Source organism: Streptomyces tanashiensis, assembly GCF_014648895.1.
In the GTDB taxonomy this organism is placed as follows: domain Bacteria; phylum Actinomycetota; class Actinomycetes; order Streptomycetales; family Streptomycetaceae; genus Streptomyces; species Streptomyces tanashiensis.
This window is the reverse complement of the sequence record NZ_BMRZ01000002.1, coordinates 336190-360531: the sequence shown is the minus strand read 5'-3', so window position 1 is coordinate 360531 and position 24342 is coordinate 336190. Positions and strand designations below refer to the sequence as shown.

Sequence of the window (24342 nt, the reverse complement as noted above, 5' to 3'; positions counted from 1 at the left end):
GAAGCGTACAAGAGGGGAAGTTGACGATGAACAGGGACAGGTTCACCGTGGTCTCCCGGGAGACCGGCTGCCACATCTACGAAGGTGACGGGACCCGTCCCATCCTCGAGGACAACATCCGCGTCAAGTACCGTCCGCAGCGGGTGGAGTTCCCGGCGGAGATCGGCGCATGGCGGTACGCCATCGAGGCCGAGGAGCAGCGCAAGGCGGCCCGCGGACTCCCGCACCGCTGGAACAACGACCGCTTCGCCGTCGAACGGGTCGTCCTCACACGGACCCACCTGGACGAGGAACCCGTCGTCACCCTGGCCCTCCAGGACGCCGACTACTACGACTTCCTCACCACCTCGCTCAACCTGGAACGCCGGCAGGAAAACGGCCAGACCCTGCGCGAGCAGTACCTGGAGAGCCAGGACCCCGCCCGCGCACCGGCCTGGATGAACTGCAGCTTCGGCGTCAACGTCGCCGTGGAGACGGGCAAGGACGGCAAGATGCTGTTCTCCCGGCGCAGCAGCCACGTCGCCGGACCCAACAGCCGACGGTGGAACTCCTCCGCCAACGAAGGCCTGGCCCGCAAGCACGACCTCCCCGAGGACCACCGCCCCATCAGCCTGCACGCCGTCGCCCGCCGCGCCCTGCACGAAGAACTCGCCGTCCACGCCACCGATGCCCTCGACCTCGAACTCCTCGGCTTCGGACTGGACCTGGACAACCACCAGTGGGCGGGCTTCTTCCGCGCGGTCCTGCCCGAGCTCGACGAGAAGACCCTGCGGCTGCGCTGGACGCGGGGCGTCGCCGACAAGTGGGAGCACGACCGCTTCGAGTTCGTACCCGCCGACCCGGCCTCCGTCCTCGGCTTCATCGCCGACCAGCCCGAGGAGCGCTGGACCCCCTGCGCCCCGGCCCTCTTCTACCTCGCGCTGGTACGCGCCGCCGTACGCAGCGCGGGGGGCGACCCCGCCGCACGCTTCACGGTGGAGAGGGCCGAACAGGAGGTCATCGAAACCAGGAACCTCTGAGGGGCGAGTAGGGCCCGTCGGGCCCGCCCGTGTCGGTACGGGTACGAGCGGGCCCGCACGGGGAGGAAACGCGGTCCGGAGAGGCGGGGGAGGTCGGGGGCCGCTGGGGAAGCCTGGGAAGCCTGGGAGGTCGGGGGCCGCTGGGGAAGCCCGGGAAGCCTGGGAGGTCGGGGGAGGCCCCGAGGGCGTGGGCAAATGGTCGCCACTCACTCGCAGGCGGCGAACCTCCCGAACTCCCCGCCGCCCCCCACCCGCACACGTTCCACGGCCGCCGACCCGAGGAACCGCGGTGGCCTGCCCGCCCACACCTGATGCCCGGGCACATCGTCCAGCACGAGCGACCCCATCCCGACGACGGCCCACGGCCCCACACGCACACGCTCCCGCGCCACGGCACCGGCCCCGACGTAGGCGTTCTCCTCCACCGTCGCACCACGCCCCAGGAACACCTGAGCCCCGACCGTGGCGTAGTCCCGCAGCGCGACGTCGGCCGCCATCATCGTCTGCGGCCGCACGATCACGTGGTCACCGATCGTGCCTCCGGGCAGGGCGCACACCATCGGCATCACGACCGCACCACGCCCGATCCTGCAACTCGGATCGATCACGGCCGTCCTGTGCACGACCGTCGCATAGCGCTCGGCGGGCAGCCCCAAGGCCTCGACGATCCTGCGCCGCGCCCCGTGGTGGTCGACGTGGCAGACCGAGACGACCAGACGCGCCGCGGGGTACCGGGCGACGGCCCGCAGACCCCCGAGCACGGGCCGGCCGTCCACGAGCGAACCGTGAAGAGCCACGTCCTCATCGATGAAGCCCAGCACGTTCCACCGCGCACGCCCCGCCCGGTCGACATCCTGCGCGCACATCGAGGCGACGGCCCGCCCCATGCCGCCGGCACCGACGACCAGCAGCTCGACGCCGGTCCGTGCCGGAGGCCGGGTCAGCCGACGCCCGACAAGCACCCCGGGCCGCACCTGCTGACCGATCCTGATCCTGCGCGGCACGCTTCCCCCCGATCACGACGAACGCCTGACCGATACATGTGCCCTTCACCCAAGGGATTTACGCGAGACGAGGCAGTACCCGCCACGCCGCACGGCCGAGTCGAGAACGTTGGCCCTCCCGTTCTGCCAGGCGGTGCCGGCTCCAGGGCGCATGGCGGCGCGGCGGGGAACCGGCTTCCCGGCATGGCGGTACCGTCATGAACGTGACCGGAATCGATGCCGAGCGGCGATGGTCCGCGTCCATGCCGGCGGCCTATGAGCAGTACCTCGTGCCGGTGGTCTTCCGGCCCTTCGCGGAGGACCTGAGCGCCCGGGCGGCAGCACTCCACCCTGGTCGAGTCCTCGAACTTGCCGCGGGAACAGGCGTGTTGACGTCGACCCTGCTCTCAGCGGCACCCTCGGCCGAGGTGACGGCCACCGACCTGAACGAGGCCATGGTCGCTTTCGGGTCCGCCCGGGCCCCGGGCGCGGTGTGGCGGCAAGCCGATGCCCAGCGGCTGCCGTTCCCAGACCAGAGCTTCGACCTGGTGGTCTGCCAGTTCGGCGTGATGTTCTTCCCCGACCGCACCGGGGCCTTCACCGAAATCCGCCGCGTACTGGCCCCGGGCGGTCGATTCCTGTTCAGCACCTGGGGCCCGCTCAGGACGCACACCTTCGAGGTTGCGCTGCAGGCCGGGCTGGAGCGAGCCTTTCCGGTCGACCCGCCGCGGTTCCTCTCTGCGGTTCCGCACGGCTACTCCGACCCCGCTGTCGTTGCCGCCGACCTGGTGGCCGCGGGGTTCGCGGTCGAGGACGAGCAGGAACTGACGCTGCAGGGCCGGGCTGCGTCGACCGCCGACCTCGCCACCGGGTACCTCACCGGGACACCGGTGCGCATGGCCGTCGAGGAGCGCGGGGGCGGACCGGCCGTCCGGGCCACCGTCATCGAGGAGATGACGGTGCGGCTGGGTCCGGGGCCGGTCACCGCCCCGATGTCGGCGTACGTCTTCCGCGCGGCGACGGTCCGAACGTAGATGCGCCGTCGCCCGGGGTGGGCGTGAGTCGAGCTCGACCGGGGTCACGCGACCCATCGGACAGGCTCTAGGTGTATTGCCTCGTTAGGCTGGGGACGCGGCTTGCGGGTGGTTTGCCCGCGAGTGCGGTGTGTCCGCGGTGGTGATTGTAGGAGTGGAGCCAGCCGGGGAACGCTTCGCGTCGTTCGATGTCTGACCGGTAGGGGCGGGCGTAGGCCCATTCGTCGAGCAGGGTGCGGTTGAAGCGTTCGATCTTGCCGTTGGTCTGGGGCCGGTAGGGCCGGGTTCGTTTGTGGGTGATCCCGGCCGCCGCCAGGCTGTCGCGCCAGTCGCGTGAGCGGTAGCAGGAGCCGTTGTCGGTCAGAACCCGTTCGACGGTGATCCCAGCGCCGGTGAAGAAGGCGTGGGCCCGTTGCCAGAAGGCGGTGGAGGTCTCCTTCTTCTCGTCCGCGTGGATCTCGCTGTAGGCGAGGCGGGAGTGGTCGTCGACGGCGGTGTGCAGGTAGCTGTGGTCGGCGTTCCTGCGGGTCTTGCGGCCCGCTTGCCGGCCCAGGACCTCGTGTCCGCCGCCGTCGGGGATGTTGCCGACCTTCTTGATGTCGACGTGCACGAGCTCGCCGGGATTCTCGCGTTCGTGGCGGCGTATGACGTGCCCGGTCGAGCGGTCGAGGTGGGTCAGGCGGGCCGGCCGGTAGCGGGTCAGGACGCGGTGGACGGTCGAGGGGACCAGGCCGAGCAGCTTGCCGGGAATCGGAGCGCCATCAACGGGGTTGGTGGGGGATGAGCCGTTAATTGGAGGGTCATGCGAGCGATTCAGGTGTACGAAGTGGGCGGTCCCGAGGTGCTGCAGGAGGCCGAGGTGGACCAGCCGCGGCCGGGTCCGGGCGAGGCTGTCGTGGAGGTCGCCGCATCCGGGGTCAACTTCCTCGACGTCTACCACCGCGAAGGCCGGTACAGCCTCCCGCTGCCCTTCACCCCGGGCGCTGAGGGCGCCGGCACGGTCGTCGAAGTGGGAGCCGGCGTCGCTGACGTCGCAGTCGGGGACCGGGTCGGTTGGGTGGAGATTCCCGGCACGTATGCCGAGCGGGCCGTCGTGGACTCCTCCCGGCTGGTGCCGCTGCCCGACGACATCGGCTTCGAGAAAGCCGCCGCCGTACTCCTCCAAGGCATGACCGCGCACTATCTCGTCAAGGACGCCTACCCGGTTCAGGGGGGCGACACGGTGCTCGTGCATGCGGCTGCTGGTGGCATGGGGCTGCTTCTGACCCAGCTCATCACCCATCTCGGCGGCAGGGTGATCGGCACGACGTCGACCACGGCGAAGGCCGAGCTGGCGAAACGTGCCGGGGCCGCTGAGGTGATCCTTTCCTCCGAAGTCGACGATCTCGCAGCCGAGGTGAGGCGGCTCAACGGCGGTCAGGGACTGCCGGTTGTCTTCGACGGCGTCGGCGCGCACACCTTCGATGCGAGCCTCGCCAGCCTGCGAACCCGCGGCCATCTCGTGCTCTTCGGCGCGGCGAGTGGTGCCGTGCCGCCGTTCGATCCGATTCGGCTCGCCCACGGCGGTTCGCTGACCCTGATCCGGCCCAGCCTCGGGGACTTCATCGCCGATCGGTCCGAACTGCTCCGACGGGCCGCCGATGTGTTCGAGTGGGTGCGCTCCAAGGCGCTCGAGGTCACCGTAACGGGCCGCTACGCATTGTCCGAGGCCGCCCAGGCCCACAGCGATCTGGAGGCTCGGCGTACCACCGGCAAGCTGCTCGTCGTACCCGATGCGGCCGCTATGGGACGCCGCGAGGAGACACAGAGCTGATCGCGGGTGACGAGGTCGGGGATCTTGGAGACTGAGATGTCGAGGGCATGGCCGACCGCCATCGCCAAGATCCCCGACAGCGCCAGGCACGTATCGCGTGGTGACGGCGCGGTGCCTCTTGAGACGGGTGATCCCACACTCGACCGCGTGGCGCTCACGGCAGTCGACTGGGTCGAACTGCGGCGGCCGGCTGCCGCGAGAGCCGCGCTGTTTGCGGTGGCGCGCCTGGTCGACCTTGTCCGGGATGGTGCAGCGGATCCCTCGGCGACCCAGGTAAGCGCGGTTCCGGCGGGAGGCGTACGCCTTATCAGCACCCACCCGATCGGGGCGGACGCGCGGCCGGCCCGGCCCGATGAGGGGCACGCGGACCTTCCTCAGCACGGCTTCGAACTGCGGCGAGTCGTGGTGAACCTGCTACGAGAGCGTCCCAGTCCATGATCACGGGCTCGGTGAAGACACCACCCGGCGGTTCCTTCTGAAGGTTGCCCTGCTCCGGGCTCCATCGGCAACAACGGCTCCGACACCGCCCACTGTTCAACAGTGAGATCACCCCGCCCCATGAACGAAGATCATTCACGGGGCAAGATCCACTTTCGACACAGGCCCTAAAAGGTGTTGCAGAAGGCTCAGTTCTGGGCATTTTGCCTGTATGGGTGGGGTGTTGCGGGCTGAGCCGGTGTGGGTCGAGACGTTCACGGGCTTGCGGATCGACCGGTTCGCGAAGCTGGTGAAGGTAGTGAAGGAGCGGGGCGGGAACGGTCCGGGTGGGGGCAGGCCTTGGTGTCTGTCGCTGCCGGACCGGGTCTTGCTGGTGGCCGTGTACTACCGGACGAACCTCACCATGCGGCAGCTGGCACCGCTGTTCGGTATTTCGCCCGCCACGGTCTGCCGGGTCATCCAGCGGCTCCGTCCGCTGCTGGCGCTCGAGCGGGCTCCGCGGCCGGTGGCGGACACCGAACGGTTGTGGATCGTGGACGGCACCCTGATCCCGGTCCGCGACCGGAAGATCGGAGCCTCGTCCCGCAACTACCGGTTCTCGGTGAACGTGCAGGTCATCATCGACGCGGACACCCGCCTGGTCATCGCGGCGGCCCGGCCGGCGCCGGGCAACAAGGCCGACGCCCACGTGTGGCGCGAGTCGGACCTGCCCGCCCTGGCGGCCGGCACGACCGTGATCGCGGACGGCGCCTACCTCGGCACCGGCCTGATCGTCCCGCACCGCAAGAGAGCCGGCCGCCCCCTCCTGCGCGGGCAGGAGGAGGACAACGCCGAGCACCGAAGGGTCAGGGCCCGTGTCGAGCACACCTTCGCCCGGATGAAGAACTGGAAGATCCTGCGCGACTGCCGCCAGAAAGGAGACGGCCTCCACCACGCGGTCCAGGCCGTCGCCGCCCTGCACAACCTCGCCATGACACGATGAAACAACAGGTCAAACGCCATTCCGGCCTGCCCGGAGCGGACCTTCTGCAACACCCTTTAGGACAGTTTCTTACGCATCAACGTGCACATCGTTTCGTAGCGGTGCAACGATCCATCAGGGGCTTGCTCGTCCCACGCGTCCGGCCGGCGGTCGTACGCGACGTAGCCCAGTCGTTCGTAGAGCGCACGGGCCCTGGGATTGCTTTCCTCGACCGCCAGCTCGGCCCGCCGCACACCGCGTCCTCTGATCCGCGCCTCTGCGGCTTCGACAAGGAACGTGCCGATCCCACACGACTGCAACGCGGGGTGGACCGCCAGCTGCCACAGCGTGCCGGCACCCTCCTCGACCTGGTAGTCGACGCCGCCCTTCGCCACGGGGATGCCGGTTGCGGCGAGGCAGACCGCCAGGTAGTCGACGGCGCCGGCCCGGGCACGTTCCAGCTGCCTGGCGACGCCCACCAAGTGGTGGTCAGACCCAGCCCAACCGCACGACGCCAGGTCCGCATGGACCAGATCCCGGACCGATGGTTTCAGCACAATGTCCATCATCGTGAGTACCTCCGGCCGTCAGCATCCACGCCGACGAGACCGGAGGCAAAGCCGTTTCCACGACCCGCACTCCAGGCTCACGGCTGTGCAAAGCGACCAAGGGAGGATCCCCTCATGGAACGAGTTGTCGATCTCGACGAGGTGGCAGTCGTTCTGGCCGATCGGGCCAGGGACTGGACATCGGCCGGGCTTGACGTCGGGCGGGTGACCTGGAGGGACGCCCGGGCGCCCTGGCCCCAGCCACTGGAGACCGACAGGGACGTCATTCGTGATCCGGACTCGGTCGGCGTGGTCATATCCGGTCCTGCGGAGGCCGTGCTGTCGGTCGTGATGTTCCGTGGCGGCTGGGCCGATGTGGACTTCATTGCCGACCTCGACGACGCAGGTTGCCTGCCTGCGTCCGACATCACCTCCGCTTCGGACTTCGGGAACCGCTTGGATCAGTGGGTCATTCGTGCTTTCGGGAGCTGTGGAGAGGGCCGTTGAGTCGGTCGTGCCAGCGGCGCGATGGAGGCCCGGGTGTGCCACACGTAACGGACACCCTGACAGGAGACCTGGGGTCTTCTCGGGGAACAACCCCACCCAGTTTCGGGGCTTTCCCGGAGTGCTGCGAGGTGTGCGCCGTCCTAGCGTTCAGGTATGTCAACTTCCCGACGCATCAAGGCCTTCGCAGCGTGCGCGGTGGTGCTCGTCGCCACCGCGACGCCCGTCGCCACAGCCGCCACCACGGCCGTCACCGGCCCTGACCCGTTAGCCCGCCTCCACAGTCAGTCCGTCGACTGGCACGCCTGCGCCCTCGGCGAAGGCGACGAACTCGGCGGGGCGCTGGACGCCGCCGGTGCCGACTGCGCCGACATCACCGTCCCGCTCAACTACACCGACCCCGGCGGTCGTACCATCACCGTCGCCGTGTCCCGTCTGAAGGCCACCGACACAGCCCACCGCATCGGCGCGCTGCTGCTCAACGACGGGGGACCGGCAGGCCCCAGCCTCCACATGCCCCTGACCAAGTCGAAGGTGATGGGCGAGGTCGCCCACCGCTACGACCTCGTCGGAATGGACCCGCGCTTCGTCGGTCGCAGCACCCCGCTGGACTGCGGCTGGGACATCGGCTCCGCGCTCGTCCGCTCCGCGGGCGACGACCGGGCGGCGTACCGCGAGGAGGTCGCCGTCGCACGCGAGCTCGCGGCGCGGTGCAAACGCGCCCAGGGTGACGTGCTGCCGTACGTCACCACCCGCAACACCGCCCGTGACATGGACGTCATCCGCGCCGCCCTCGGCGAGAGCACGTTCTCCTACCTCGGCTACTCCTACGGCAGTTACCTCGGTGAGGTCTACACGCAGCTCTTCCCCGGCCGTACCGACCGCATGGTGCTCGACGGGGTCAATTCCCCGGAGTACTACAACCAGACCCTGCTCCGCGGCGCCGAAGGGGCCAACGAAGCCGCCCTGCGCGCATGGGCGTCGTGGGCCGCCGCACGGCACGACACCTACGGGCTCGGCACCACGCGCGGCGAGGTCCTGGAAACGGTGACGCACGTCCTCGCCGCCGCCGCTGAGAAGCCGCTGCGGATCGGGAGGACCTTCCAGCTGGACGAGCACATCCTCCCCGCCCTCTTCGTAGGCGGCCTCGGCAGCGACCTCGACGCGCGGCGCGCCGACCTGGCGGGGACCGTACGGCTCCTGGCCCGTGCTGCGGACCGCGAGCCGGTCGAACCCTCCGAAGCGTTCGCCGGGCAGCTGGAGTTCCTGCTGACCTCGGCAGGTTCGGCGCCCTCCAGCCAGATGACCGCGATCATCTGCGGCGACGTCGCCGAGCGGCGCGGCGTCGGCAGCTACTGGCGCGCGGTGGAGAAGTCCCGCGACCGAAACCCCCTCGTCGGGCCGCTGGCCAACAACATCACCCCCTGCGAGTTCTGGGACCGGCCCGTCGAGGCACCGACCGTGCTCGACAACGACGTCCCCGCCCTGCTCGTCAACGCCACCGGCGACCCCCGCACGCTCTACGCCGGCGCCGAGGCCATACGCAGGCAGTGGCCGAGCTCCCGACTCCTCACGGTGAAGGGCGCTCGCCAGCACGGTCTGTACGGCGAGTACGGCAGCACCTGCGTCGACGAGCGCGTCAACGCGTACCTGCGTACGGGACGGCTCCCCGCCCACGACCCCACCTGCGAGGCGTAGCCCCGTCGGGAGGTCCCCAGCGAGCACTCGTCGGGACAGGCTCCGGGACCTTGATCGGCCCGTTCCGAAGGAATGCCGTCGTACGATCGGCCGGGCGGGGCCGTAGCGCAGAGGTCGACGCGCGCGGTCTCCAACATCGCGAGGACGCCGGTTCGACTCCGGCCGGCTCCGCCCATCCCTCGGCCGACAGACTGGAACGGACGGGAACGGACCACGGGCACGGGCCGGTGGCGGAGCTCAGGAAGCCGATCCCCCTCCCGCGGCATCCACGCCGCAGCGCGAACTCGTCTTCCTGCGCCCGCCGCTCACACCTGACGCAGGGCGGAGCGGCCGGCGTAGCGCGCCGAGTCGCCGAGCTCCTCCTCGATCCGGATCAGCTGGTTGTACTTCGCCGTTCGGTCGGAGCGGGAGAGCGAGCCGGTCTTGATCTGACCGCAGCCGGTCGCCACCGCGAGGTCCGCGATGGTGGTGTCCTCGGTCTCGCCCGAGCGGTGCGACATGACGGCCGTCCAGCCGGCCTCGTGGGCCGTGGCCACTGCGGACAGCGCCTCGGTGAGGGTCCCGATCTGGTTGACCTTGACCAGGATCGAGTTGCCGACGCCGGTACGGATGCCCTCGCGGAGCAGCGTCTCGTTCGTGCAGAACACGTCGTCGCCGGTGAGCTGGCAGCGGTCGCCGACACGGGCGGTCAGCTCGCGCCAGCCGTCCAGGTCGTTCTCCGCCATCGGGTCCTCGATGGAGACGATGGGGTAGGCGTCGATGAGCTTGGCCAGGTAGTCGGCGTTCTCGGAGGGGGTGCGCCGCACCCCCTCGCCCACGTAGTCGTAGACCCCGTCGCGGAAGAACTCCGAGGACGCCGGGTCCATGATCAGGGCGATGTCCGCGCCAGGACGGTAGCCGGTCCGCTCGATGGCGGCCGTCACGAAGTCGAGCGCCTCCTCGGCGGTACGCAGCGCGGGCGCGAATCCGCCCTCGTCGCCGACGCCGGTCGCGTGACCCGCGGCCAGGAGGTCGCGGCGCAGGGTGTGGAAGACCTCGCTGCCCATGCGGACGGCTTCGGCGAAGGAGTCCGCGCCCACGGGCGCGATCATGAACTCCTGGAAGTCCAGCGGATTGTCGGCGTGGGCGCCTCCGTTGACGATGTTCATCATCGGCAGCGGCAGGAGGTGGGCGTCGGCGCCGCCGAGGTAGCGGTAGAGGGGCTGACGGTGAGCCGCCGCGGCGGCCTTGGCGGCGGCGAGGGAGACGCCGAGGACCGCGTTGGCGCCGAGCCGGGACTTCGTGGGGGTGCCGTCGAGGGCGATCAGCGAGGCGTCGAGCCCGGCCTGGTCCGAAGCGGCGCGGCCGCGCACGGACGCGGCGATCTCCCCGTTGACGTGGGCCACGGCGCGGTCGACGCCCTTGCCGTGCCAGCGCGCGGAGTCCCCGTCGCGCAGTTCCACGGCTTCGCGGGCGCCGGTGGAGGCGCCGGACGGGACGGCCGCGCGCCCCAGGGATCCGTCCGTGAGGACGACATCGACCTCGACCGTGGGGTTGCCCCGGCTGTCGATGATGCGGCGGGCCGCGACGGTCTCGATGGTGGCGTCGACGGTCTCGGCTGTCGTGGTGGACATGGTGGTTCCTCCCCGTTGTCGTGTGCCGTGGCCCCGGCTGCGACAGCGCTGGCGCTGGGCCCGACAACACCAAACCATACAGCAATGCTGTGCAGTTTTGCTGTGCAGTTTTGCTGTACAGGTCAGGTACACGGCAATGCTGGTCAGCGGGGTAAAGTGCCCTATGCCCACCTCGGAAGCCGCCGCCATCGCCGTAGAACTGCGCACCGCGATGGGCAAGCTCACCCGACGCGTCAAGGACGAGGACCGCATCCCTCTGGGCCAGGCCGCCGTGCTCGGCGCACTGGACCGCAACGGCGCCATGACGACCAGCGACCTCGCCGTCGATCAGCGCGTACGCCCTCAGTCGATGGCCCGGTCGGTGGGGCTGCTGATGGAGCAGAACCTGATCACGCGCCGGGCGCACCCCACGGACGGCCGCAAGTCGCTGGTCGAGCTGACGGACGAAGGCCGGAGCGCGCTCGAAGCCGAGCGCGGCCGCAGGGCCGGCTGGCTCGCGCAGGCCATCGAGGCCGAACTCACGGATGAGGAGCGGACCTTGCTTGCGCGGAGCGCCGCCCTGCTGGACCGGCTCGCCACGCGTTAGTCGCTGCGTCGCCGGTCGTTGGTCCGTCCTCGGTGACGCGCTTCGGTAGCGGCAGTCGGCGATTCGAGGCGCAGAGCTGGGCATAATTCGCAAGCGCGTACCAATAGCAAGATCTATTCTGCCTTTCATGATCGATTGGAAGAGCGTCGAGGCCGCCGGCTGCGCCGTGCCCGCCGACCGGCCCCTGGACGACCTCGTTCGCGAACTGTCCCGTGCCCTGGCGGATCCGGATCCGCTGGTCCGGGACGGCGCGCCCTACACCGTCCTCGCCACCTGGATCGCCCGAGGGGTGATCGAGAAGCCCCGCCGGCTGGAGCTGGGCGACGAGATGGCCGCCCGGTTCACCGACCCGCGCATCGAGGCCCGCACCTTCGCGCCCCTCGTCCTCGACATGCTGGTGGGGGCGGGCGACTTCAAAGCCGAATGGGTGGACGCCTTCGCGCGCTGGTACCCGGCCGAACAGGATCTGCGCGGCCACGACGAGACCCTCGGCTGGCTCCACGCGGTGGCACACGGCGCGGACCTGCTCGCCGGCTTCGGCCTCCATCCCGAGGCGGAGCCGGTGCGGATGCTGGATCTCGCCGCCGCGCGGCTGACAGCGCCCACCGACCACGTCTACGACCAGTTGGAGGACGACCGGTTGGCCCGGGCGATCGCCCGGGTCCTCACCCGCACCGACCTGAGCGAAGCCGACGCCGTCGGCTGGCTGGATCCGATCGCCGACCGCTTCGGGGCCGACCGCATCAGCACTCCCGTGCCCGCACACCTCAGCAACTGCCTGCGCACCCTGCGCCTGCTCTACATCCTCGCCGACCGGGGCGTGCGTCCCACCAGCGAGCTGCCCGCGGAACCCCTCCACCACGGCCACGCGGTCAAGTCCGGCATCGCCACGGTCCTCGACAGGATCGTCCGACGGTGAGCGGCGACACCCCCGTGGTCGAGTTGCCGGAGGCCGAGTACCGACACGTCTGGGACCGCTTCTACGAGCAGTTCGGCTTCCGGCCGAGTACGAGCCCGCTCACGTGGCCGGCCATCAGGGAGCCTGCCCCGTCGGTGACCTGGAGCCTGGCGGCCCTTTCCGACGACCCGGACTACGAACGGCTGGACCTCCTGGTCGACGTGGTCAGGCGGGGGCTCGCCTCCTGCGTGGGCCCGCGGGGCCCGCTCTACGCGCTCGACTGGCAGCACACGTCGTACCGCTTCGTCCCGCAGGACGTCGGCGGTGCCGGGCAGCCGGCGTGGCCGCTGAGCCCGGTCCCCGACGGCGACTACTACATCTACCTCTCGGAAGACTTCCGCACGGGCAGCTTCGGGCATCCCTGGGAGGATTCCCTCTGTCTGTTCGGCGAGGAACTCCTCGACGCCGTGTCGGCCGAGGTCGAGAGCGTCCTCGGTCCGCCGATCCGCCGCTGTTCCGGCTGAGGGCCTGCGCCGGGCGCGGTGGAGCCGGATCAGGACGTCCTCTCGGCGGTGGAGGCCAGGTAGACGTCGGTGGCGGCCGGGTCGAGCAGCCAGTCGCACAGGTCGGCCGGGTTCGCGTAGCCGTTCGCGAACCGGTGGGCGACCTCAGGTCGTGACGCGGCGGCGGTCATGACCTGCTGGATGTGGTCGGGCAGGGGCTGGGCGAGCATCGTGTTGGTGAAGTCGACGGTGTGGCGGGCGTGATCCCAGAAGGACGCGTGAGCGGAGCGCATCCAGGCCTCGTCGAAGGGGGCCTCGCCGCGTTCGGTGATGGCCCGCAGGTAGCGGGCGGCGCACTGGGCCGCGTTGTTGGAGCCCTGCCCCGTCACGGGATCGTTGGTGACGAGGACGTCGGCCATACCCAGGACCTTCAGTGGCCGGCCGTCGCCGACGGCCGCGATCGGGTGCCGTACGACGGGTGTGACGGACCCGTAGAGGGTGCTGCCCGAGTCGGTGGGCTCCGCCTCCCGGCAGCGCTCGTACTCCCAGGGCACATGGCGGCGGAGGAGGCCGAGAGACCTTTCCAGCATCGCGGTCGGCCCGGGGCGGTCCGCGAAGACGTCGAGCGGTCCGCCCGGGTGGGACTCCCAGAGCAGGATCGTGCACGGGCCGCTCAGGGTGAGCGCCGGCTGCAGGAACAGTTCCCCGCCCCCGGCGACGGCGTGGATGCGGACGACCTCGTGCGGGATGTCCTCCGGGGCCGCCACGCCGTGGAGGTAGACGCACGCGAGCGTCCGCTGGGGACGTTCGAAAGGGGAGCGGACGGCGTCGCGGGGGAAGAGGTCCGTCACGGGACCGCGGCCGGCGGCGACCACGGTGAGGTCGTGGCCCTCTGCCAGGCGCGCGATCTCCTCCGGGCCCGCGTCGCGGTACTCGACGTGCCCACCCCTGTCCTCGTACAGCTCCAGCCAGTCGGCCGTCTTCACCCGCTGGTCGACCGACTGCTGTCCGCCCTCCAGCCGTGCGCCGAACGCGAGGGCCGGGGTTCCGGCCGGCGGGGTGGCGAGCGTGAACACCATGCCCGTCACCCGTGGCGCCCGGTCCTCCCAGGCGTTGAGCCGGGCCTCGCGCTCCAGACGCAACGCGGGTCCGAACATCGCCTGGGTCGACGTGACGTGCCCGCTTCTGATCCGGTCGGGGGTACGGGCGGACACCAGCGTGACCTCGTACCCGCCGGCCTGGAGCCCCAGGGCCAGCTGCAGGCCCGACTGTCCCGCCCCGACGATCGCGATCCTGCGCATGAAGCCGCCCCTCATCTGCCGAATCCGGTGTGCGCTGCCATGGTCGTACGGAGTGACGTGGGGCGGTGAGTGGTGAATGCGCCGGTGTCAACGGTTCGGTCGCCCGCGGCGGCTTCTCCACGACGCTCGTGGAAGCAACGGTCCGGGCCCGCTCGGGTGACCGGATCCGGGCATCCGGCTGAGCCGTCACGGGCACGAGGGCCTCGGGCCGTGCGAGCGGCGAGAGTAGGCGGTGTGGATGTCGAGCAGATCACCGAGGAGTTGTACGGGCTGAAGCCGGGCGAGTTCGTCGCGGCACGCGACGCGTATGTCGCCGAGGCACGCAGGGCGAAGGACGGGGTGGCGGCGAAGGAGATCGCCGCGCTGCGGAAGCCGGCGCTCGCCGCGTGGGCGGCGAACCGGCTCGCCAGGGAACGACGGCAGGAGGCACAGCGCTTCCTCACGCTGGGGGAGAGGCTGCGCGAGGCGCACCGGACGCTCGACGCCGAGCGGTTGCGGGCGGCGAGCCGGGAGCAGCACCGGCTCGTCACCGCACTCGCCCGTACGGCCGCCGAGCTGGCCCGGGAGGCGGGGCAGCCGGTGAGCGAGACGGTGGTGCACGAGGTCGAGCAGACCCTGCACGGTGTGCTCGCCCACCAGGACGTCGCCGAGCTGTGGTCGCGGGGGCGGCTCACGAAGGTGCCGGAGGCCGCTGTCGGCTTCACCGCGATCGCCCCGGAGGAGACAGCACTGTCCCAGGTTCCCACCGGGCAACGGCCGGAGCCGAAGCCCAAGCCCACGAATGAACCGGACCGCGAAGCGACGCATCGCCGGAGCGTTGAGCGTGCACGCGCGGCGGCCGAGGACGCCGACGCCGAGGTCGCCCGGCGCGAGCAGGAGCTCGAAGAGGCACAGCGGCAGCGGCAGGCCGCGACGGCGGAGGCGGAGGAAGCAGCCGCGGAAGTCGGCCGCCTGGAGACCGGACTGCGGGAGGCCCGGCAGACACGGCTCGACTCGCAGAGAGCCGCGTCGACCGCGGGCAAGGCGGTGACGACCGCGGAACGTGACCTTCAGCAGGCGCGCCGGGCTGCGCAACGAGCCGCTCGTACGGTGGAACGCCTGGAGCAGGGAGGGTCGTAGAAGACCACGTCGGCACGGATGGGCGCTGCCGGGCTCAGCGGGCGGGTCCGATGCCCCAAGCGGCGGCCCGAGCGGCGGCGGCTGCGCGGTTGGGGAGGTCGAGCTTGGCGAGGATGTGCTCGATGTGGGTCCCGACCGTCCGCGGTGTGATGTACAGCCGCTCGGCGATCTCCCGGTTGGTACGGCCGGCGGTCAGCTCCGCCAGCACCTGGAGCTCCCGCGGAGAGAGTCCGCCCGGCCTGCCCGGGTGAGGAGGCCGGGCGTCCGTGGCGGCCCCCTCACCCGGCGGGCGCACACCGGGGTCGAGGGTCGCGGCGAGGGCTTCGGTGAGGAGGGTGACCACGGCGCGCGCCGGATCGGGTGCGCTCCGCGGCCGGCGGGTGCTGACGTTCAGCATGCCGACGTACCGGCCGTCGGCGGAGAACAGGCACTGGGCCACGCCGTCCTCGATCCCGAGGGGGCTGAGCACCTCCTGGAAGCCCGGCGACGCGGCCAGGAGCTGCCGGGGAACGTCCCTGAGCCAGAGACCCCCTCGGGCCGGGCTGCGGAGCACCGAGAACACGGGATCCTGGTGGAGGCGGGTCTCGATGTAGGCCGTGGCGTCGTCCGGGTAGCTCCCGGCCAGGGTGGTGTGACACCGGCGCCGAGGGTCCCAGCGGGCCAGGGAGGCGTGGTCGTACTCCATCACCTGCGAAAGCGCCGCCAGGACCGTGTCGACACCGGCCGTGCCCATCGTGGCGCTCCTGGCGGCCTCCCGGACGTGGACAGCCGCGTCCAGGATGTCCGCCGTGCTCCGTTCCGCTCCCATCCCCCAAGGATGATCATGTGCCGGTATGGCGTCAATTTCCGAGCGTGTCGTGCACGACCCGTCCGTCCACCACGGTGAGGACGACGGGCATCTCCGGGATGTCGCGGGGGTCGGCGGTGAGCAGGTCCCCGTCGAGCACGCAGAGGTCGGCGACCTTGCCCTTCTCCAGGGAACCCTTCCAGTCCTCGGCGAAGTCCTGCCAGGCCGCGTCGATCGTGTACGTACGGATCGCCTCGGCCAGGCCGATGCGCTGCTCGGGGCCGCTGACCCGGCCGGCGGCCTTCGACTCGCGGAGCACCATGGTGGCGATGCCCTGGCGCCAGTCCGGGTGGGTGACGGGGGCGTCGGACCCGCTCGCGACCCGTACACCGGCGTCGATGGCATCGCGGTACGGCCATGCGTACGCCGCCCGCTCCGTGCCGACGAACTCCTCCTCCATGTCGGCGACGGTCCACTTGATGGTGGGGTTCATGTTGACGCCGAAGCCGTGCGCGGCCAGCACCTTCATGCTGTGCGCCGTGAGGAAGTCCCCGTGGATGACGTAGTGGCGGGCGTCGGGTCGCGGGTGCTCGGCCATGGCCGCGGCGAAGGCGTCCGCGACCGTGTCGCAGGCCCGGTCGCCGGTGACGTGCACGCCCATCTGGTGCCCGGTCGCGTGGGCGTGCCGGACGATGGCTCCGATCTCGGCGACCCGCTCGGCGTCGGTCTCGCCGCCGACGCACAGGGAGCCGCAGCCGCCGCCGATGTACGGATCGTGCATCCAGGACGTCTTGTTGGGGACGATGCCGTCGGCGAAGATCTTGACCCCGTGGATCGCGAGGCGGCGCGGATCGATGTCGCCGGACTCGGCCTCGGACGCACCGCGGGCGGGGAGGTTGCGGGCGAACTCCTCCGCGGTGCCGGCCATGCCGGTGGGGAGGAGCAGGACACCGACGCGGGCGGTCAGTTCGCCGTCGGCCAGCAGACGGCGGTAGACGTCCAGGGTCTCCGCGCCGAGCGCTCCCCGCATGATGCCGTCGCCGCCGGGGCCGAGCCCGGGCTCGGTGTAGCTGGTCACGCCGAGCCGGGCGAGCGTGGCGAGCGTCGACCGGATCGCATCGGTCCGCTCCTGGCGGCTGAGCGGCGGCAGCGCGTTCTGCACGAGGGCCTGGGCTCCCTCGTGGAGCAGCCCGGTCGGCTCCCCGGCCCCGTCCACGACGATGGCTCCGCCGGGGGGCGCGACGGTGTCCCGGTCGATGCCGATGAGCTCCAGCGCCTTGGAGTTGACCCAGGTGGCGTGCCCGGAGAAGGAGTACAGGACGACGGGGTGGTCCGGGCTGACGGCGTCGAGGTCGTGCCGTGAGGGTTGCCGCGCCGGATCGGAGACGCACTCGTCGAGGTAGCCGGTGTCCCAGCCGTGCCCGGTGATCCACTGCCCGCCCGGAACCCGCCCGACGGCGTCCCGTACCGCCTGGGCCACGTCCGCGAGGGAGGACACGGCGGGATGGCCGACTTCCAGCGAGAGAGGCGGTGTCGCCATGCCGAAGGCACATCCGTGCAGATGGGAGTCGTTGATGCCCGGAAGCAGCGTCGCGCCCCGCAGGTCGACGACGCGGGTGCCGGGTCCGACGAGCGGCGCGACGTCCTCGCGACCACCGACGGCGGTGATGATCCCACCGGTCACCGCGAGGGCCGAGGCGACGGAGAACTCCGCGTCGACGGTGACCACCCGTCCGCCGAGAAACACCAGGTCCGCATACGTGTCCACAGAAGTTCCCTCCGAAGAGCGGGTGCGCCACGGCACCCGCGAACGATCTCCCGAGGACTATGGCGAGACCCCCACGCTCCGCACATCGGTCATCCCACCGATACGCACGCGGCCTGGGGGCCTGGGAGCTCCGACCGCTGTCGCGGGATGGGGACGGCCGAGGCCCGCGCACCTTGTGGGTGCTCGCGAGCGACGCATCAGACCGGCGGCGGGGGAGGGGCGGGAACGTGCCCCGGCGAGATCGGAGAGCGGCGGCTACCTCTGCTGAGCTATGTCCCGGGTCTGCTGGGCGATCTGCTCCAGCACGGCCTTCGGATCGGCCGAGGGCGAAACGGCCTTGCCGATGTTCCGCTTGATGGTGTCGCTGACCTGGAGCCAGGACGGTTCGTCGACCGGGTAGAGCTCGGCACCGCGCAGCGCGGTGAGGAACTGCTCGGCGCTGGGGTCCGCCGCCGCGTACTGGGATGCCTCGGTGGCGGACACCGTCGACGGCAACAGGTGATAGCGCCCCGCGAACTCGCTGAGGTTCTTGTCCTCGTAGACGAAGTTCAGGAACGAGCTCACGAGTTCACGGTTGCCGTCGTGCTTGAAGGCCATCATCCAGTCGGCGACGCCCGCCGCCGGCGGGGTCTTCTGGTCGCCCAGAGTGTCCGAGACCGGCATGCGGACGGTGCCGACCTTCATGCCCTTCGCCCTCGCTTCGTGAAGGAGGGAGGGATAGCCGTTGACCATGCCCACATCGCCGCGCAGGAAGGCGGCGAAGGCGTCCTGGCGGTTGAGTTCGGCGGGCGGGATCGGGCCGGTGAGGGCCGGCGTGACCAGGTTGTTCTTGATCCAGAGGAAGGTCTCGGCGTTCTGTTCGGACGCGATGTTGTAGCCGCCGCTGTCGTCGGTGTACCCGCCGCCGTTGCTCAGTTCCCAGATCAGGGCCTCGGCGTGCGCCTCCTCGGGGCCGAGCGGCAGGGCGTACGGGTAGAGGACGCCCTCCTTCTTCAGCGCCTCGGCCGCGTCCTTCAGGTCCGACCAGGTCTTCGGCGGCTTCGCTCCCGCCTCGTCGAACAGCCTCTCGTTGTAGAAGAGCAGTCGGCTGCTGGCCACGAAGGGCAGGCCGTAGAGAGTGCCGTCGACCGAGCCCGCGTCCGCGAGCGGCCGCAGGAAGTTCGCCTCCGCCCGGACCGACATGACCTCGCTGGCGGCGTAGAGGCGGCCCTGCGCGGCGAAGTCGGAGTAGGCGCCCATCAGAGCCACGTCGGGGGCGTCGTCCTCCTGGACCATGCGGGTGACCTCGCGGTCGACATCGGCCCACGGCCGGAGCGTCACCTCGACCTTCTTGCCGGGATGCGCGGCGGTGAAGGCGGCGGTCAGCTTGTCCCAGTACGCCTTGGAACTGGTCGCAGGGCCGGTGCCGTACTCGGGGGCCACCAGGCGCAGTGTCGTCGCGTCGCTCTCGGACGAGCCACAGGCGGTCATGGCGGATCCCAGGAGTCCGAATGCGGCCACGGAGGCGGTCATCCCGAAGAGTCTTGGTCGCATGGGTCGTTCCTCTTGCAGTTTTTGGACAGTGCGTCCGAAATCATCTCCCGAGTCGAGGCGCATTTCGCCCCCTACTGAGGGGTTGTGGGCCTATCTCCAACTGGGAAGATTCCGCATGGTGTTTTCCGATATACCGCTCTGCATTTCATCGCGCGTAGAACTCTCCATCACGTCCAGGGCGACTCCGCCGAGGCGCATTGACGGAGGCGCGCTGTGCGGCAGTGCCGTGTTGACCGCGAAACAGCCATACCTGCAGATATGGCTCTGGATGGGGCAACGCGCGAAGCTCCGACGGCGTGTCGGGAAAGTCCTTTCGTGGCAACCCGCGCTTTTGGGCCACGGAGTGTCGAGCGGATCGCTTCTGTCTGCCTGTCCAGCCCCAGGTGAGGCGCGCCGTCGGCGGCCTGTTCGTCCTCCACCACAGGGGCGTCATCCGGCCAATATCCTGACGATTTCGGCTCTCCGGACAACCAGGAATCCGGTCCCTTCCTCTCACACCACGAGCGCAGCGCGCGTGCCCCACACGGCGCGGGGCGGACGGCAGTCCCGTCCCGTCGGGCCGCGGCCGCTTTCTTGTCACAGCATCGGAGGACGAGGGAACGATGACCAATACGCGCACCACCCGCCTACGGCGTCCGCTGCTCGCGGGGACCACGGCCGTTGCCGCCATGGCCGTGACGGTCGGTTTCATGGCCGCCACACCGGAGCAGGCGAAGGCCGCGACAGGGCCGAAGCTGAGTCTCATCGCGGCGACCGGCTCGGTCACGCTCACCTCGTGGAAGGAGGAGCCCGGCGTCTACCTGGACCTGGGCACCTACCTGACCGCGGAGGGAACGCCGCTGGAGCTGAAGGTGACCCGGAAGTCCTACAAGGACCCGGTGACCATCACCCAGACCGTGTTCGAGGGTGGCAGGACCAAGACGAAGACGCTGCCCCAGGGCACCGTGAAGGACTTCTCCGGGCTGCCCGGCTTCGCCGAGATCACCGTCACCGACAGGACGGGCAAGGTGGTCGCCAACCGGGCGGAGAACTTCTGCCCGAACAACGCCAGCGGACGGGTCCGGCCCGACGCGCCCTCCACCTCGAAGTATCCGGAGAGCTGCCCCACCAACCCCTTCACCCTCGGTTCCGTGTGGGGTGTCGAGAAGGGGTGGGCCGCCAACACCTACGCCGGTTCCTACACCCAGCCGGTGAAGCTCGCGGCGGGCACGTACACGGCCAAGGTCAGGGTCGCCAAGAAGTACCGGGACCTCTTCGGGATCGCCGACAAGCCGGCGACGGTGAAGGTCACCGTCCAGGAGCGCAGCTGGGAGGACGGTCCCGGCGCCCGCGCCGCGCGGTCGGCTTCCGGGGAGCACGCCGGGCACGGAGCCGCTCACCAGGCACCTGCGGGCCACGCCGGGCACGGCGCCTCGCACCAGGCCCCCGCGGCGCACTCCGGACACGGACCGGGACACGCTCCGACGCCCGCCCAGGCCGGCGCACCGGAGACCAGTGGCGCGGGACCCTCGTACAACGTGGGCCACGGACCGCTGAAGGCCGCGCCTCCGGCGGTGCCGTGGGCGGTGAAGAGGCAGCAGGCGGCGCGCGCGGACGCGCAGGGCGCCGTTGACGCCGCCGGGCAGACCGACGGCTCGCGCAAGGCCCCGGCCCTCACGCCGCGGTCCCAGCGGCCCGCCGGGACCCCTTCCGTCCCGAACGTTCCCAAGCCCGACCTGCGGTCGCTGCCGGCGTACGGCATCACCATCAGCGACGGCGGCCAGAACATCCCCGGCAAGGACTACCTGGCCTTCAGCGCCAACGTGTGGAACGCCGGACCGGCCCAGCTCGTGGTGGACGGCTTCCGCTCGCCCGGCAAGGCCAAGATGGACGCCTACCAGTACTTCTACGACGCCCGGGGCAAGCAGGTCGGCTACACCCCGACCGGCACCATGGAGTGGGACCCGCGTCCCGGCCACGTGCACTGGCACTTCACGGACTTCGCCAGCTACCGGCTGCTGAAGGCCGACAAGAAGGAAGCGGTCCGGAGCGGCAAGGAGGCCTTCTGCCTGGCCAACACCGACGCCGTCGACTACACCGTGAAGAACGCCAACTGGCACCCGTACAACACCGATCTGTCCACCGCCTGCGGCCAGGAGAACTCCATCTCGGTCCGCGAAGTGCTGGACGTCGGCTCCGGTGACACCTACACCCAGGACCTGCCGGGACAGTCCTTCGACATCACGGACGTGCCCAACGGCACCTACTACATCCAGGTGCTCGCCAACCCCGCCAAGCGCCTGAAGGAAACCAACCTCGACAACAACAGCGCCCTGCGGAAGGTCGTCCTCGGCGGCACGCCCGGCAGCCGGACCGTCACCGTCCCCGCGCACGACCTCGTGAACGCGAACTGATCACCCGCCACTCGCAGTCCCGAGTGGGAGAGTAGGACCGAGCCGGCCCAGCGGGGCCGGCTCGGTCGCTTACGCGTCGTGCAGAGAGGGAAGGTGCTGTGTCTCAGGAGGAGCGTGACGCCAGGCTGGGCCTGACGGGCCTGACCGGTGCGGAGCGGGAGGCTCGCGTACGCCTGCTGACGGAGCGGGTCGAGCGGGAGGCCGCCGCGGCGCGGGCTGCCTTGGAGGCGCAGCGGGCGCGCAGGCGTGCGTCCGAGAGGGAGACCGAAACGGCTGTCTTCGCCTGTGCGACATGCGGAGCCGCGCTGACACCCGCACTCACGCGGCTGCCCGCTGTTCCGGAGGCTCCCTTCTCCGCGTGGTGGGACGCGGATGAACCGGGCCCGTCGCCGGCGACGGTGCCGTCGGGCTTCTACGCGATCGAGACGGAGCCGTACGGTGCGCCCTTGGTGGTCACCGACGTGCCCGGGCCTGTGATGCCGCGCCACGGAGAGCACCGGAACGCGGAGGGAAAGCCCTTGGTGTCGCAAGGCCCTCGCGGCAATGTCGTCATCAACCCGGATGATGCGCGTGGACTGAGCCTGCGCCATGCTTCCCCCGCCTGCTGCGGAGCGACTCCGGATGGCGGCATGAACCAGCTGTGCGCCTGCGGCACCCTCGTCGCGACCCTCTGTTCCGATTGCTGCCTGCCGTACGAACTCCATCTCTCGGCCGACCAGGTCCGCGCGATTCCACAGACCTAGGCAGTGTCTGGTGAGCCTTTGGCCATGGGCATTCTCTGGCGATGTCTGACCAGTCAGTGGCAGCGGGAGTCAGTCCCACCGACGAGATGCGGGAGCGGCTCGCTGTCCTTCGCGCTGTGCGACCGCGCCGATGCCGTCGATCGGGTCATGTGGACGGCCGTCGCACGAGCGGCCACCTGGCGTGTGAGGGGCGACCTGGATCAGGCCGCTGCCGCCTTCGAATCCGCCCTGCTCCTGGACTCTGCCAACGGGTCCCTCTGCCTGGACCTGGCGGACGTGCGTGCCGAGCAAGGTGCCTTCGCCGCAGCCGCGAGCCTCGTCGAACGGGGCCTGGAACACGAACCTCAGGAAGTCACCCTGCGCGCGGCGAGCACCCGGTGCCAGTCAGGGGGCTTTCCGGTCCCTGGTCACAGGATCCACCGGGCACTGCCTGGAGCACGTACCCGCTCTCGTGAACAGAGGCACGGCCAGACAGGCGCCCGCCCGCGCAGGCGGCCCGCGCCTCCGCGCAAGGTCCGCATTCGGCCGTCGTGCGCCCACGGCACGCCGTAACAGCAGCCCCCGACGTGACCCCCACGCCTCGGGAGGGTAGAACCAATCCATCACACCCCCGATCGAACGGAAACACGAAGTGAGCAGTCTCCCCGGATCACGCCTGCCGGGCAGAACCTGGACCGTCCGACTCACCGGACACCCGGACCACTCCGCCACCGTCGCCTGCAGCACCGCGGCCTGCCGGATGCCCCCGCGGTCCAAGGACATCAACGCCCTGCGCCGCTTCGCGCACCAGCACGTCCAGGCCCACGCACGGTCCGCCACCCCGCGCCCCAACGCCACCTGCGCCTGCGGAGCGGCCGACTGCCGCCACCACACCACCAGAACGACATGCACCGGCCGAACCCTGCTGGTCCTCATCCACAACCGCGCCGTGGGCGACGTCTGGACCCTGACCGAGGTGTGCCAGGCCTGCGCCCCTCACATCGTCAACGCCACCGTCCTTCCAGGCGCTCCCGCACAGCCCGGCAGCCCTGCTCCCGCGGCGACCAAGCCCGCGCCGCCGGCGCCGGTTCAGGCCATCTTCTCCTCCCCGCAGGCGACCGACGCCGACGAGGTCTCCGCCGCGCGTCGCAGCCAGCGCCCCCCGCGTGCCCGCCAGGGCCGAGGTGCCGCGAACCGTCGCGGCCGATGATTCCACCGACCGCCCGGTGGCGGCGGACCGCTTGAGGCCGAGCTGACCGGACCACCGGCCGCGTCGTGGGTGCGGTCCACGAGTGAATCCACGCCTGGAACGGGCACGCCACGGACTCTTGCCCCATCTATCGATTCTCGATAGATTTCCATCGTGACTCGATGGAAGGAGGAGGCGTGGGGAAGCTGACAGTGCGCGCGCTGCGCACCGTGCTCGCGGTGGTGCTCACCGGCACCGTGTTCGTACAGGCATTGATGGTGTGGGTGTTGGTCAGCGGGAACGACCCGGAGGACGGGTCCCTCCCGCTCACCCCGCTGCGCGTGATCGTGATCCTGGGCATGGCGACCGCCCAGGTGGCCCTGGTCTGTGTATGGCGGCTGGTGACGATGGTGCGGCGCGGAACCGTGTTCTCCCACGCCGCCTTCCGGTACGTGGACGGGGTGATCGGCGCGATCGTGGCGGCCGCCCTGCTGTGGTTCGCGGTCACGGCCGTCAACGCGCCGGGCCAGCGGGAGGACCCGGGCGTCACCGTCATCATGGGCGGGGTGGGCGTGGCCATCCTCGGGGTCGCGCTCATCGTGCTCGTGCTGCGGATGCTGCTGGCCCAGGCTGTCGCGCGCGACGTGGAAGCGTCGGAGATGCGCGCTGAGCTGGACGAGGTGATCTGACGTGCCGATCACCGTCGACATCGACGTCATGCTGGCCAGGCGGAAGATGTCCGTGGGTGAGCTGGCGGAGCGGGTAGGGATCACGCCCGCGAACCTGGCGGTGCTCAAGAACGGTCGCGCCAAGGCGGTCCGCTTCGCGACACTCGCCGCGCTCTGCGAGGTGCTCGACTGCCAGCCGGGCGACCTGCTGCGCTGGGAGGCCGAGGTCGCCGGCGACGAGTGAGGTTCCCCGGCGCACATGCG

General features: G+C 70.5%; 23 protein-coding genes, 1 tRNA gene and 2 pseudogenes. 17 read left to right on the top strand and 9 right to left on the bottom strand.

Going from position 1 to position 24342, the window contains the following annotated elements; translation table 11 throughout:
- The first annotated feature begins 26 nt into the window (after positions 1 to 26).
- A complete protein-coding gene (locus tag IE237_RS07205) occupies positions 27 to 1019 on the top strand; it encodes a translation initiation factor 2 (RefSeq protein WP_189800958.1) in 993 nt (330 codons plus the stop codon).
- Positions 1020 to 1225: 206 nt separating this feature from the next.
- On the opposite strand, the gene IE237_RS07200 is transcribed toward IE237_RS07205, so the two are convergent.
- Positions 1226 to 1981: an acetyltransferase gene (locus tag IE237_RS07200; protein WP_229842398.1), complete on the bottom strand. Its 756-nt coding sequence runs from the start codon at positions 1979 to 1981 to the stop codon at positions 1226 to 1228.
- A 239-nt stretch (positions 1982 to 2220) separates the two neighbouring features.
- Between IE237_RS07200 and IE237_RS07195 the strand changes: the two genes are divergently transcribed.
- Positions 2221 to 3036 (top strand): class I SAM-dependent methyltransferase, encoded by an 816-nt coding sequence (locus IE237_RS07195; RefSeq protein WP_229842396.1) that lies wholly within the window; start codon positions 2221 to 2223, stop codon positions 3034 to 3036.
- A 67-nt stretch (positions 3037 to 3103) separates the two neighbouring features.
- Here the strand turns inward: IE237_RS07195 and IE237_RS07190 are convergent.
- Positions 3104 to 3781 (bottom strand): annotated as a pseudogene (locus IE237_RS07190) (IS481 family transposase); the annotation flags it as partial.
- 57 nt (positions 3782 to 3838) lie between these two features.
- On the opposite strand from IE237_RS07190, the gene IE237_RS07185 reads away from it, so the two are divergent.
- Positions 3839 to 4849: a quinone oxidoreductase family protein gene (locus tag IE237_RS07185; protein ID WP_189800957.1), complete on the top strand. Its 1011-nt coding sequence runs from the start codon at positions 3839 to 3841 to the stop codon at positions 4847 to 4849.
- 90 nt (positions 4850 to 4939) lie between these two features.
- Here IE237_RS07185 and IE237_RS41790 read toward each other — a convergent pair.
- A pseudogene (locus tag IE237_RS41790) lies at positions 4940 to 5339 on the bottom strand (IS5 family transposase); the annotation flags it as partial.
- A gap of 159 nt (positions 5340 to 5498) precedes the next feature.
- Between IE237_RS41790 and IE237_RS07175 the strand changes: the two are divergent.
- Positions 5499 to 6269: a transposase gene (locus tag IE237_RS07175; protein WP_189800956.1), complete on the top strand. Its 771-nt coding sequence runs from the start codon at positions 5499 to 5501 to the stop codon at positions 6267 to 6269.
- Positions 6270 to 6325: 56 nt separating this feature from the next.
- Here the strand turns inward: IE237_RS07175 and IE237_RS07170 are convergent, their stop codons facing one another.
- Positions 6326 to 6817: a GNAT family N-acetyltransferase gene (locus IE237_RS07170; RefSeq protein WP_189800955.1), complete on the bottom strand. Its 492-nt coding sequence runs from the start codon at positions 6815 to 6817 to the stop codon at positions 6326 to 6328.
- 114 nt (positions 6818 to 6931) lie between these two features.
- Between IE237_RS07170 and IE237_RS07165 the strand changes: the two genes are divergently transcribed.
- The 3 genes from IE237_RS07165 (at position 6932) to IE237_RS07155 (ending at position 9169) form a co-directional block, all read left to right on the top strand.
- A complete protein-coding gene (locus IE237_RS07165) occupies positions 6932 to 7303 on the top strand; it encodes a hypothetical protein (RefSeq protein ID WP_189800954.1) in 372 nt (123 codons plus the stop codon).
- Between the two features lie 153 nt (positions 7304 to 7456).
- Entirely contained in the window at positions 7457 to 8998 is a 1542-nt protein-coding gene (locus IE237_RS07160) for an alpha/beta hydrolase (RefSeq protein ID WP_189800953.1), read from the top strand.
- Positions 8999 to 9094: 96 nt separating this feature from the next.
- A tRNA-Trp gene (locus IE237_RS07155) sits at positions 9095 to 9169 on the top strand.
- 134 nt (positions 9170 to 9303) lie between these two features.
- Here IE237_RS07155 and eno read toward each other — a convergent pair.
- The gene (gene eno / locus IE237_RS07150) at positions 9304 to 10611 is read right to left on the bottom strand and encodes a phosphopyruvate hydratase (protein WP_189800952.1); all 1308 of its coding nucleotides are present in this window, start codon (positions 10609 to 10611) and stop codon (positions 9304 to 9306) included.
- Positions 10612 to 10774: 163 nt separating this feature from the next.
- Here eno and IE237_RS07145 point away from each other — a divergent pair, with 163 nt between their 5' ends.
- The 3 genes from IE237_RS07145 (at position 10775) to IE237_RS07135 (ending at position 12619) form a co-directional block, all read left to right on the top strand.
- The gene (locus IE237_RS07145; RefSeq protein ID WP_189800951.1) at positions 10775 to 11197 is read left to right on the top strand and encodes a MarR family winged helix-turn-helix transcriptional regulator; all 423 of its coding nucleotides are present in this window, start codon (positions 10775 to 10777) and stop codon (positions 11195 to 11197) included.
- 127 nt (positions 11198 to 11324) lie between these two features.
- Positions 11325 to 12116: a DUF2785 domain-containing protein gene (locus IE237_RS07140; protein ID WP_189800950.1), complete on the top strand. Its 792-nt coding sequence runs from the start codon at positions 11325 to 11327 to the stop codon at positions 12114 to 12116.
- On the top strand, positions 12113 to 12619 hold the full coding sequence (locus tag IE237_RS07135) for a DUF2716 domain-containing protein (protein WP_229842394.1): 507 nt from the start codon (positions 12113 to 12115) through the stop codon (positions 12617 to 12619). The genes IE237_RS07140 and IE237_RS07135 overlap by 4 nt, the downstream gene beginning before the upstream one ends.
- A 29-nt stretch (positions 12620 to 12648) precedes the next feature.
- Here IE237_RS07135 and IE237_RS07130 read toward each other — a convergent pair whose 3' ends face one another.
- On the bottom strand, positions 12649 to 13899 hold the full coding sequence (locus IE237_RS07130) for a styrene monooxygenase/indole monooxygenase family protein (RefSeq protein WP_189800949.1): 1251 nt from the start codon (positions 13897 to 13899) through the stop codon (positions 12649 to 12651).
- A gap of 234 nt (positions 13900 to 14133) precedes the next feature.
- Here IE237_RS07130 and IE237_RS07125 point away from each other — a divergent pair, with 234 nt between their 5' ends.
- The gene (locus tag IE237_RS07125; RefSeq protein WP_189800948.1) at positions 14134 to 15018 is read left to right on the top strand and encodes a hypothetical protein; all 885 of its coding nucleotides are present in this window, start codon (positions 14134 to 14136) and stop codon (positions 15016 to 15018) included.
- A 34-nt stretch (positions 15019 to 15052) separates the two neighbouring features.
- Here IE237_RS07125 and IE237_RS07120 read toward each other — a convergent pair whose 3' ends face one another.
- The 3 genes from IE237_RS07120 to IE237_RS07110 form a co-directional block, all read right to left on the bottom strand.
- Positions 15053 to 15826, bottom strand: a complete 774-nt coding sequence (locus tag IE237_RS07120; protein WP_189800947.1) for a helix-turn-helix transcriptional regulator — start codon at positions 15824 to 15826, stop codon at positions 15053 to 15055.
- A 31-nt stretch (positions 15827 to 15857) separates the two neighbouring features.
- The gene (locus IE237_RS07115; protein WP_189800946.1) at positions 15858 to 17573 is read right to left on the bottom strand and encodes an amidohydrolase; all 1716 of its coding nucleotides are present in this window, start codon (positions 17571 to 17573) and stop codon (positions 15858 to 15860) included.
- Positions 17574 to 17828: 255 nt separating this feature from the next.
- On the bottom strand, positions 17829 to 19106 hold the full coding sequence (locus IE237_RS07110; RefSeq protein ID WP_229842391.1) for an extracellular solute-binding protein: 1278 nt from the start codon (positions 19104 to 19106) through the stop codon (positions 17829 to 17831).
- A gap of 602 nt (positions 19107 to 19708) precedes the next feature.
- On the opposite strand from IE237_RS07110, the gene IE237_RS07105 reads away from it, so the two are divergent.
- From IE237_RS07105 to IE237_RS07080, 6 genes are all read left to right on the top strand, one after another.
- Positions 19709 to 21499 (top strand): lysyl oxidase family protein, encoded by a 1791-nt coding sequence (locus IE237_RS07105; RefSeq protein WP_189800945.1) that lies wholly within the window; start codon positions 19709 to 19711, stop codon positions 21497 to 21499.
- 98 nt (positions 21500 to 21597) lie between these two features.
- A complete protein-coding gene (locus IE237_RS07100) occupies positions 21598 to 22242 on the top strand; it encodes a hypothetical protein (RefSeq protein WP_229842389.1) in 645 nt (214 codons plus the stop codon).
- A gap of 24 nt (positions 22243 to 22266) precedes the next feature.
- Positions 22267 to 22794 carry a tetratricopeptide repeat protein gene (locus IE237_RS07095; protein ID WP_308433045.1) on the top strand — a complete coding sequence of 176 codons (528 nt, stop codon included), beginning with the start codon at positions 22267 to 22269 and terminating at the stop codon, positions 22792 to 22794.
- 79 nt (positions 22795 to 22873) lie between these two features.
- Positions 22874 to 23431 (top strand): hypothetical protein, encoded by a 558-nt coding sequence (locus IE237_RS07090; protein WP_189800944.1) that lies wholly within the window; start codon positions 22874 to 22876, stop codon positions 23429 to 23431.
- Positions 23432 to 23607: 176 nt separating this feature from the next.
- Positions 23608 to 24099 carry a DUF2975 domain-containing protein gene (locus IE237_RS07085; RefSeq protein ID WP_189800943.1) on the top strand — a complete coding sequence of 164 codons (492 nt, stop codon included), beginning with the start codon at positions 23608 to 23610 and terminating at the stop codon, positions 24097 to 24099.
- A 1-nt stretch (position 24100) separates the two neighbouring features.
- Positions 24101 to 24322, top strand: a complete 222-nt coding sequence (locus tag IE237_RS07080) for a helix-turn-helix domain-containing protein (RefSeq protein WP_189800942.1) — start codon at positions 24101 to 24103, stop codon at positions 24320 to 24322.
- Positions 24323 to 24342 lie beyond the last annotated feature (20 nt).

Coding starts and splice junctions, on each gene's coding strand:
- IE237_RS07160 (WP_189800953.1), top strand. CDS start 7,457: ATGTCAACTTCCCGACGCATCAAGGCCTTCGCAGCGTGCGCGGTGGTG.
- IE237_RS07195 (WP_229842396.1), top strand. CDS start 2,221: ATGAACGTGACCGGAATCGATGCCGAGCGGCGATGGTCCGCGTCCATG.
- IE237_RS07140 (WP_189800950.1), top strand. CDS start 11,325: ATGATCGATTGGAAGAGCGTCGAGGCCGCCGGCTGCGCCGTGCCCGCC.
- IE237_RS07110 (WP_229842391.1), bottom strand. CDS start 19,106: ATGCGACCAAGACTCTTCGGGATGACCGCCTCCGTGGCCGCATTCGGA.
- IE237_RS07185 (WP_189800957.1), top strand. CDS start 3,839: ATGCGAGCGATTCAGGTGTACGAAGTGGGCGGTCCCGAGGTGCTGCAG.
- IE237_RS07175 (WP_189800956.1), top strand. CDS start 5,499: ATGGGTGGGGTGTTGCGGGCTGAGCCGGTGTGGGTCGAGACGTTCACG.
- IE237_RS07105 (WP_189800945.1), top strand. CDS start 19,709: ATGACCAATACGCGCACCACCCGCCTACGGCGTCCGCTGCTCGCGGGG.
- eno (WP_189800952.1), bottom strand. CDS start 10,611: ATGTCCACCACGACAGCCGAGACCGTCGACGCCACCATCGAGACCGTC.
- IE237_RS07145 (WP_189800951.1), top strand. CDS start 10,775: ATGCCCACCTCGGAAGCCGCCGCCATCGCCGTAGAACTGCGCACCGCG.
- IE237_RS07165 (WP_189800954.1), top strand. CDS start 6,932: ATGGAACGAGTTGTCGATCTCGACGAGGTGGCAGTCGTTCTGGCCGAT.
- IE237_RS07205 (WP_189800958.1), top strand. CDS start 27: ATGAACAGGGACAGGTTCACCGTGGTCTCCCGGGAGACCGGCTGCCAC.
- IE237_RS07130 (WP_189800949.1), bottom strand. CDS start 13,899: ATGCGCAGGATCGCGATCGTCGGGGCGGGACAGTCGGGCCTGCAGCTG.
- IE237_RS07170 (WP_189800955.1), bottom strand. CDS start 6,817: ATGATGGACATTGTGCTGAAACCATCGGTCCGGGATCTGGTCCATGCG.
- IE237_RS07120 (WP_189800947.1), bottom strand. CDS start 15,826: ATGGGAGCGGAACGGAGCACGGCGGACATCCTGGACGCGGCTGTCCAC.
- IE237_RS07095 (WP_308433045.1), top strand. CDS start 22,267: ATGGGCATTCTCTGGCGATGTCTGACCAGTCAGTGGCAGCGGGAGTCA.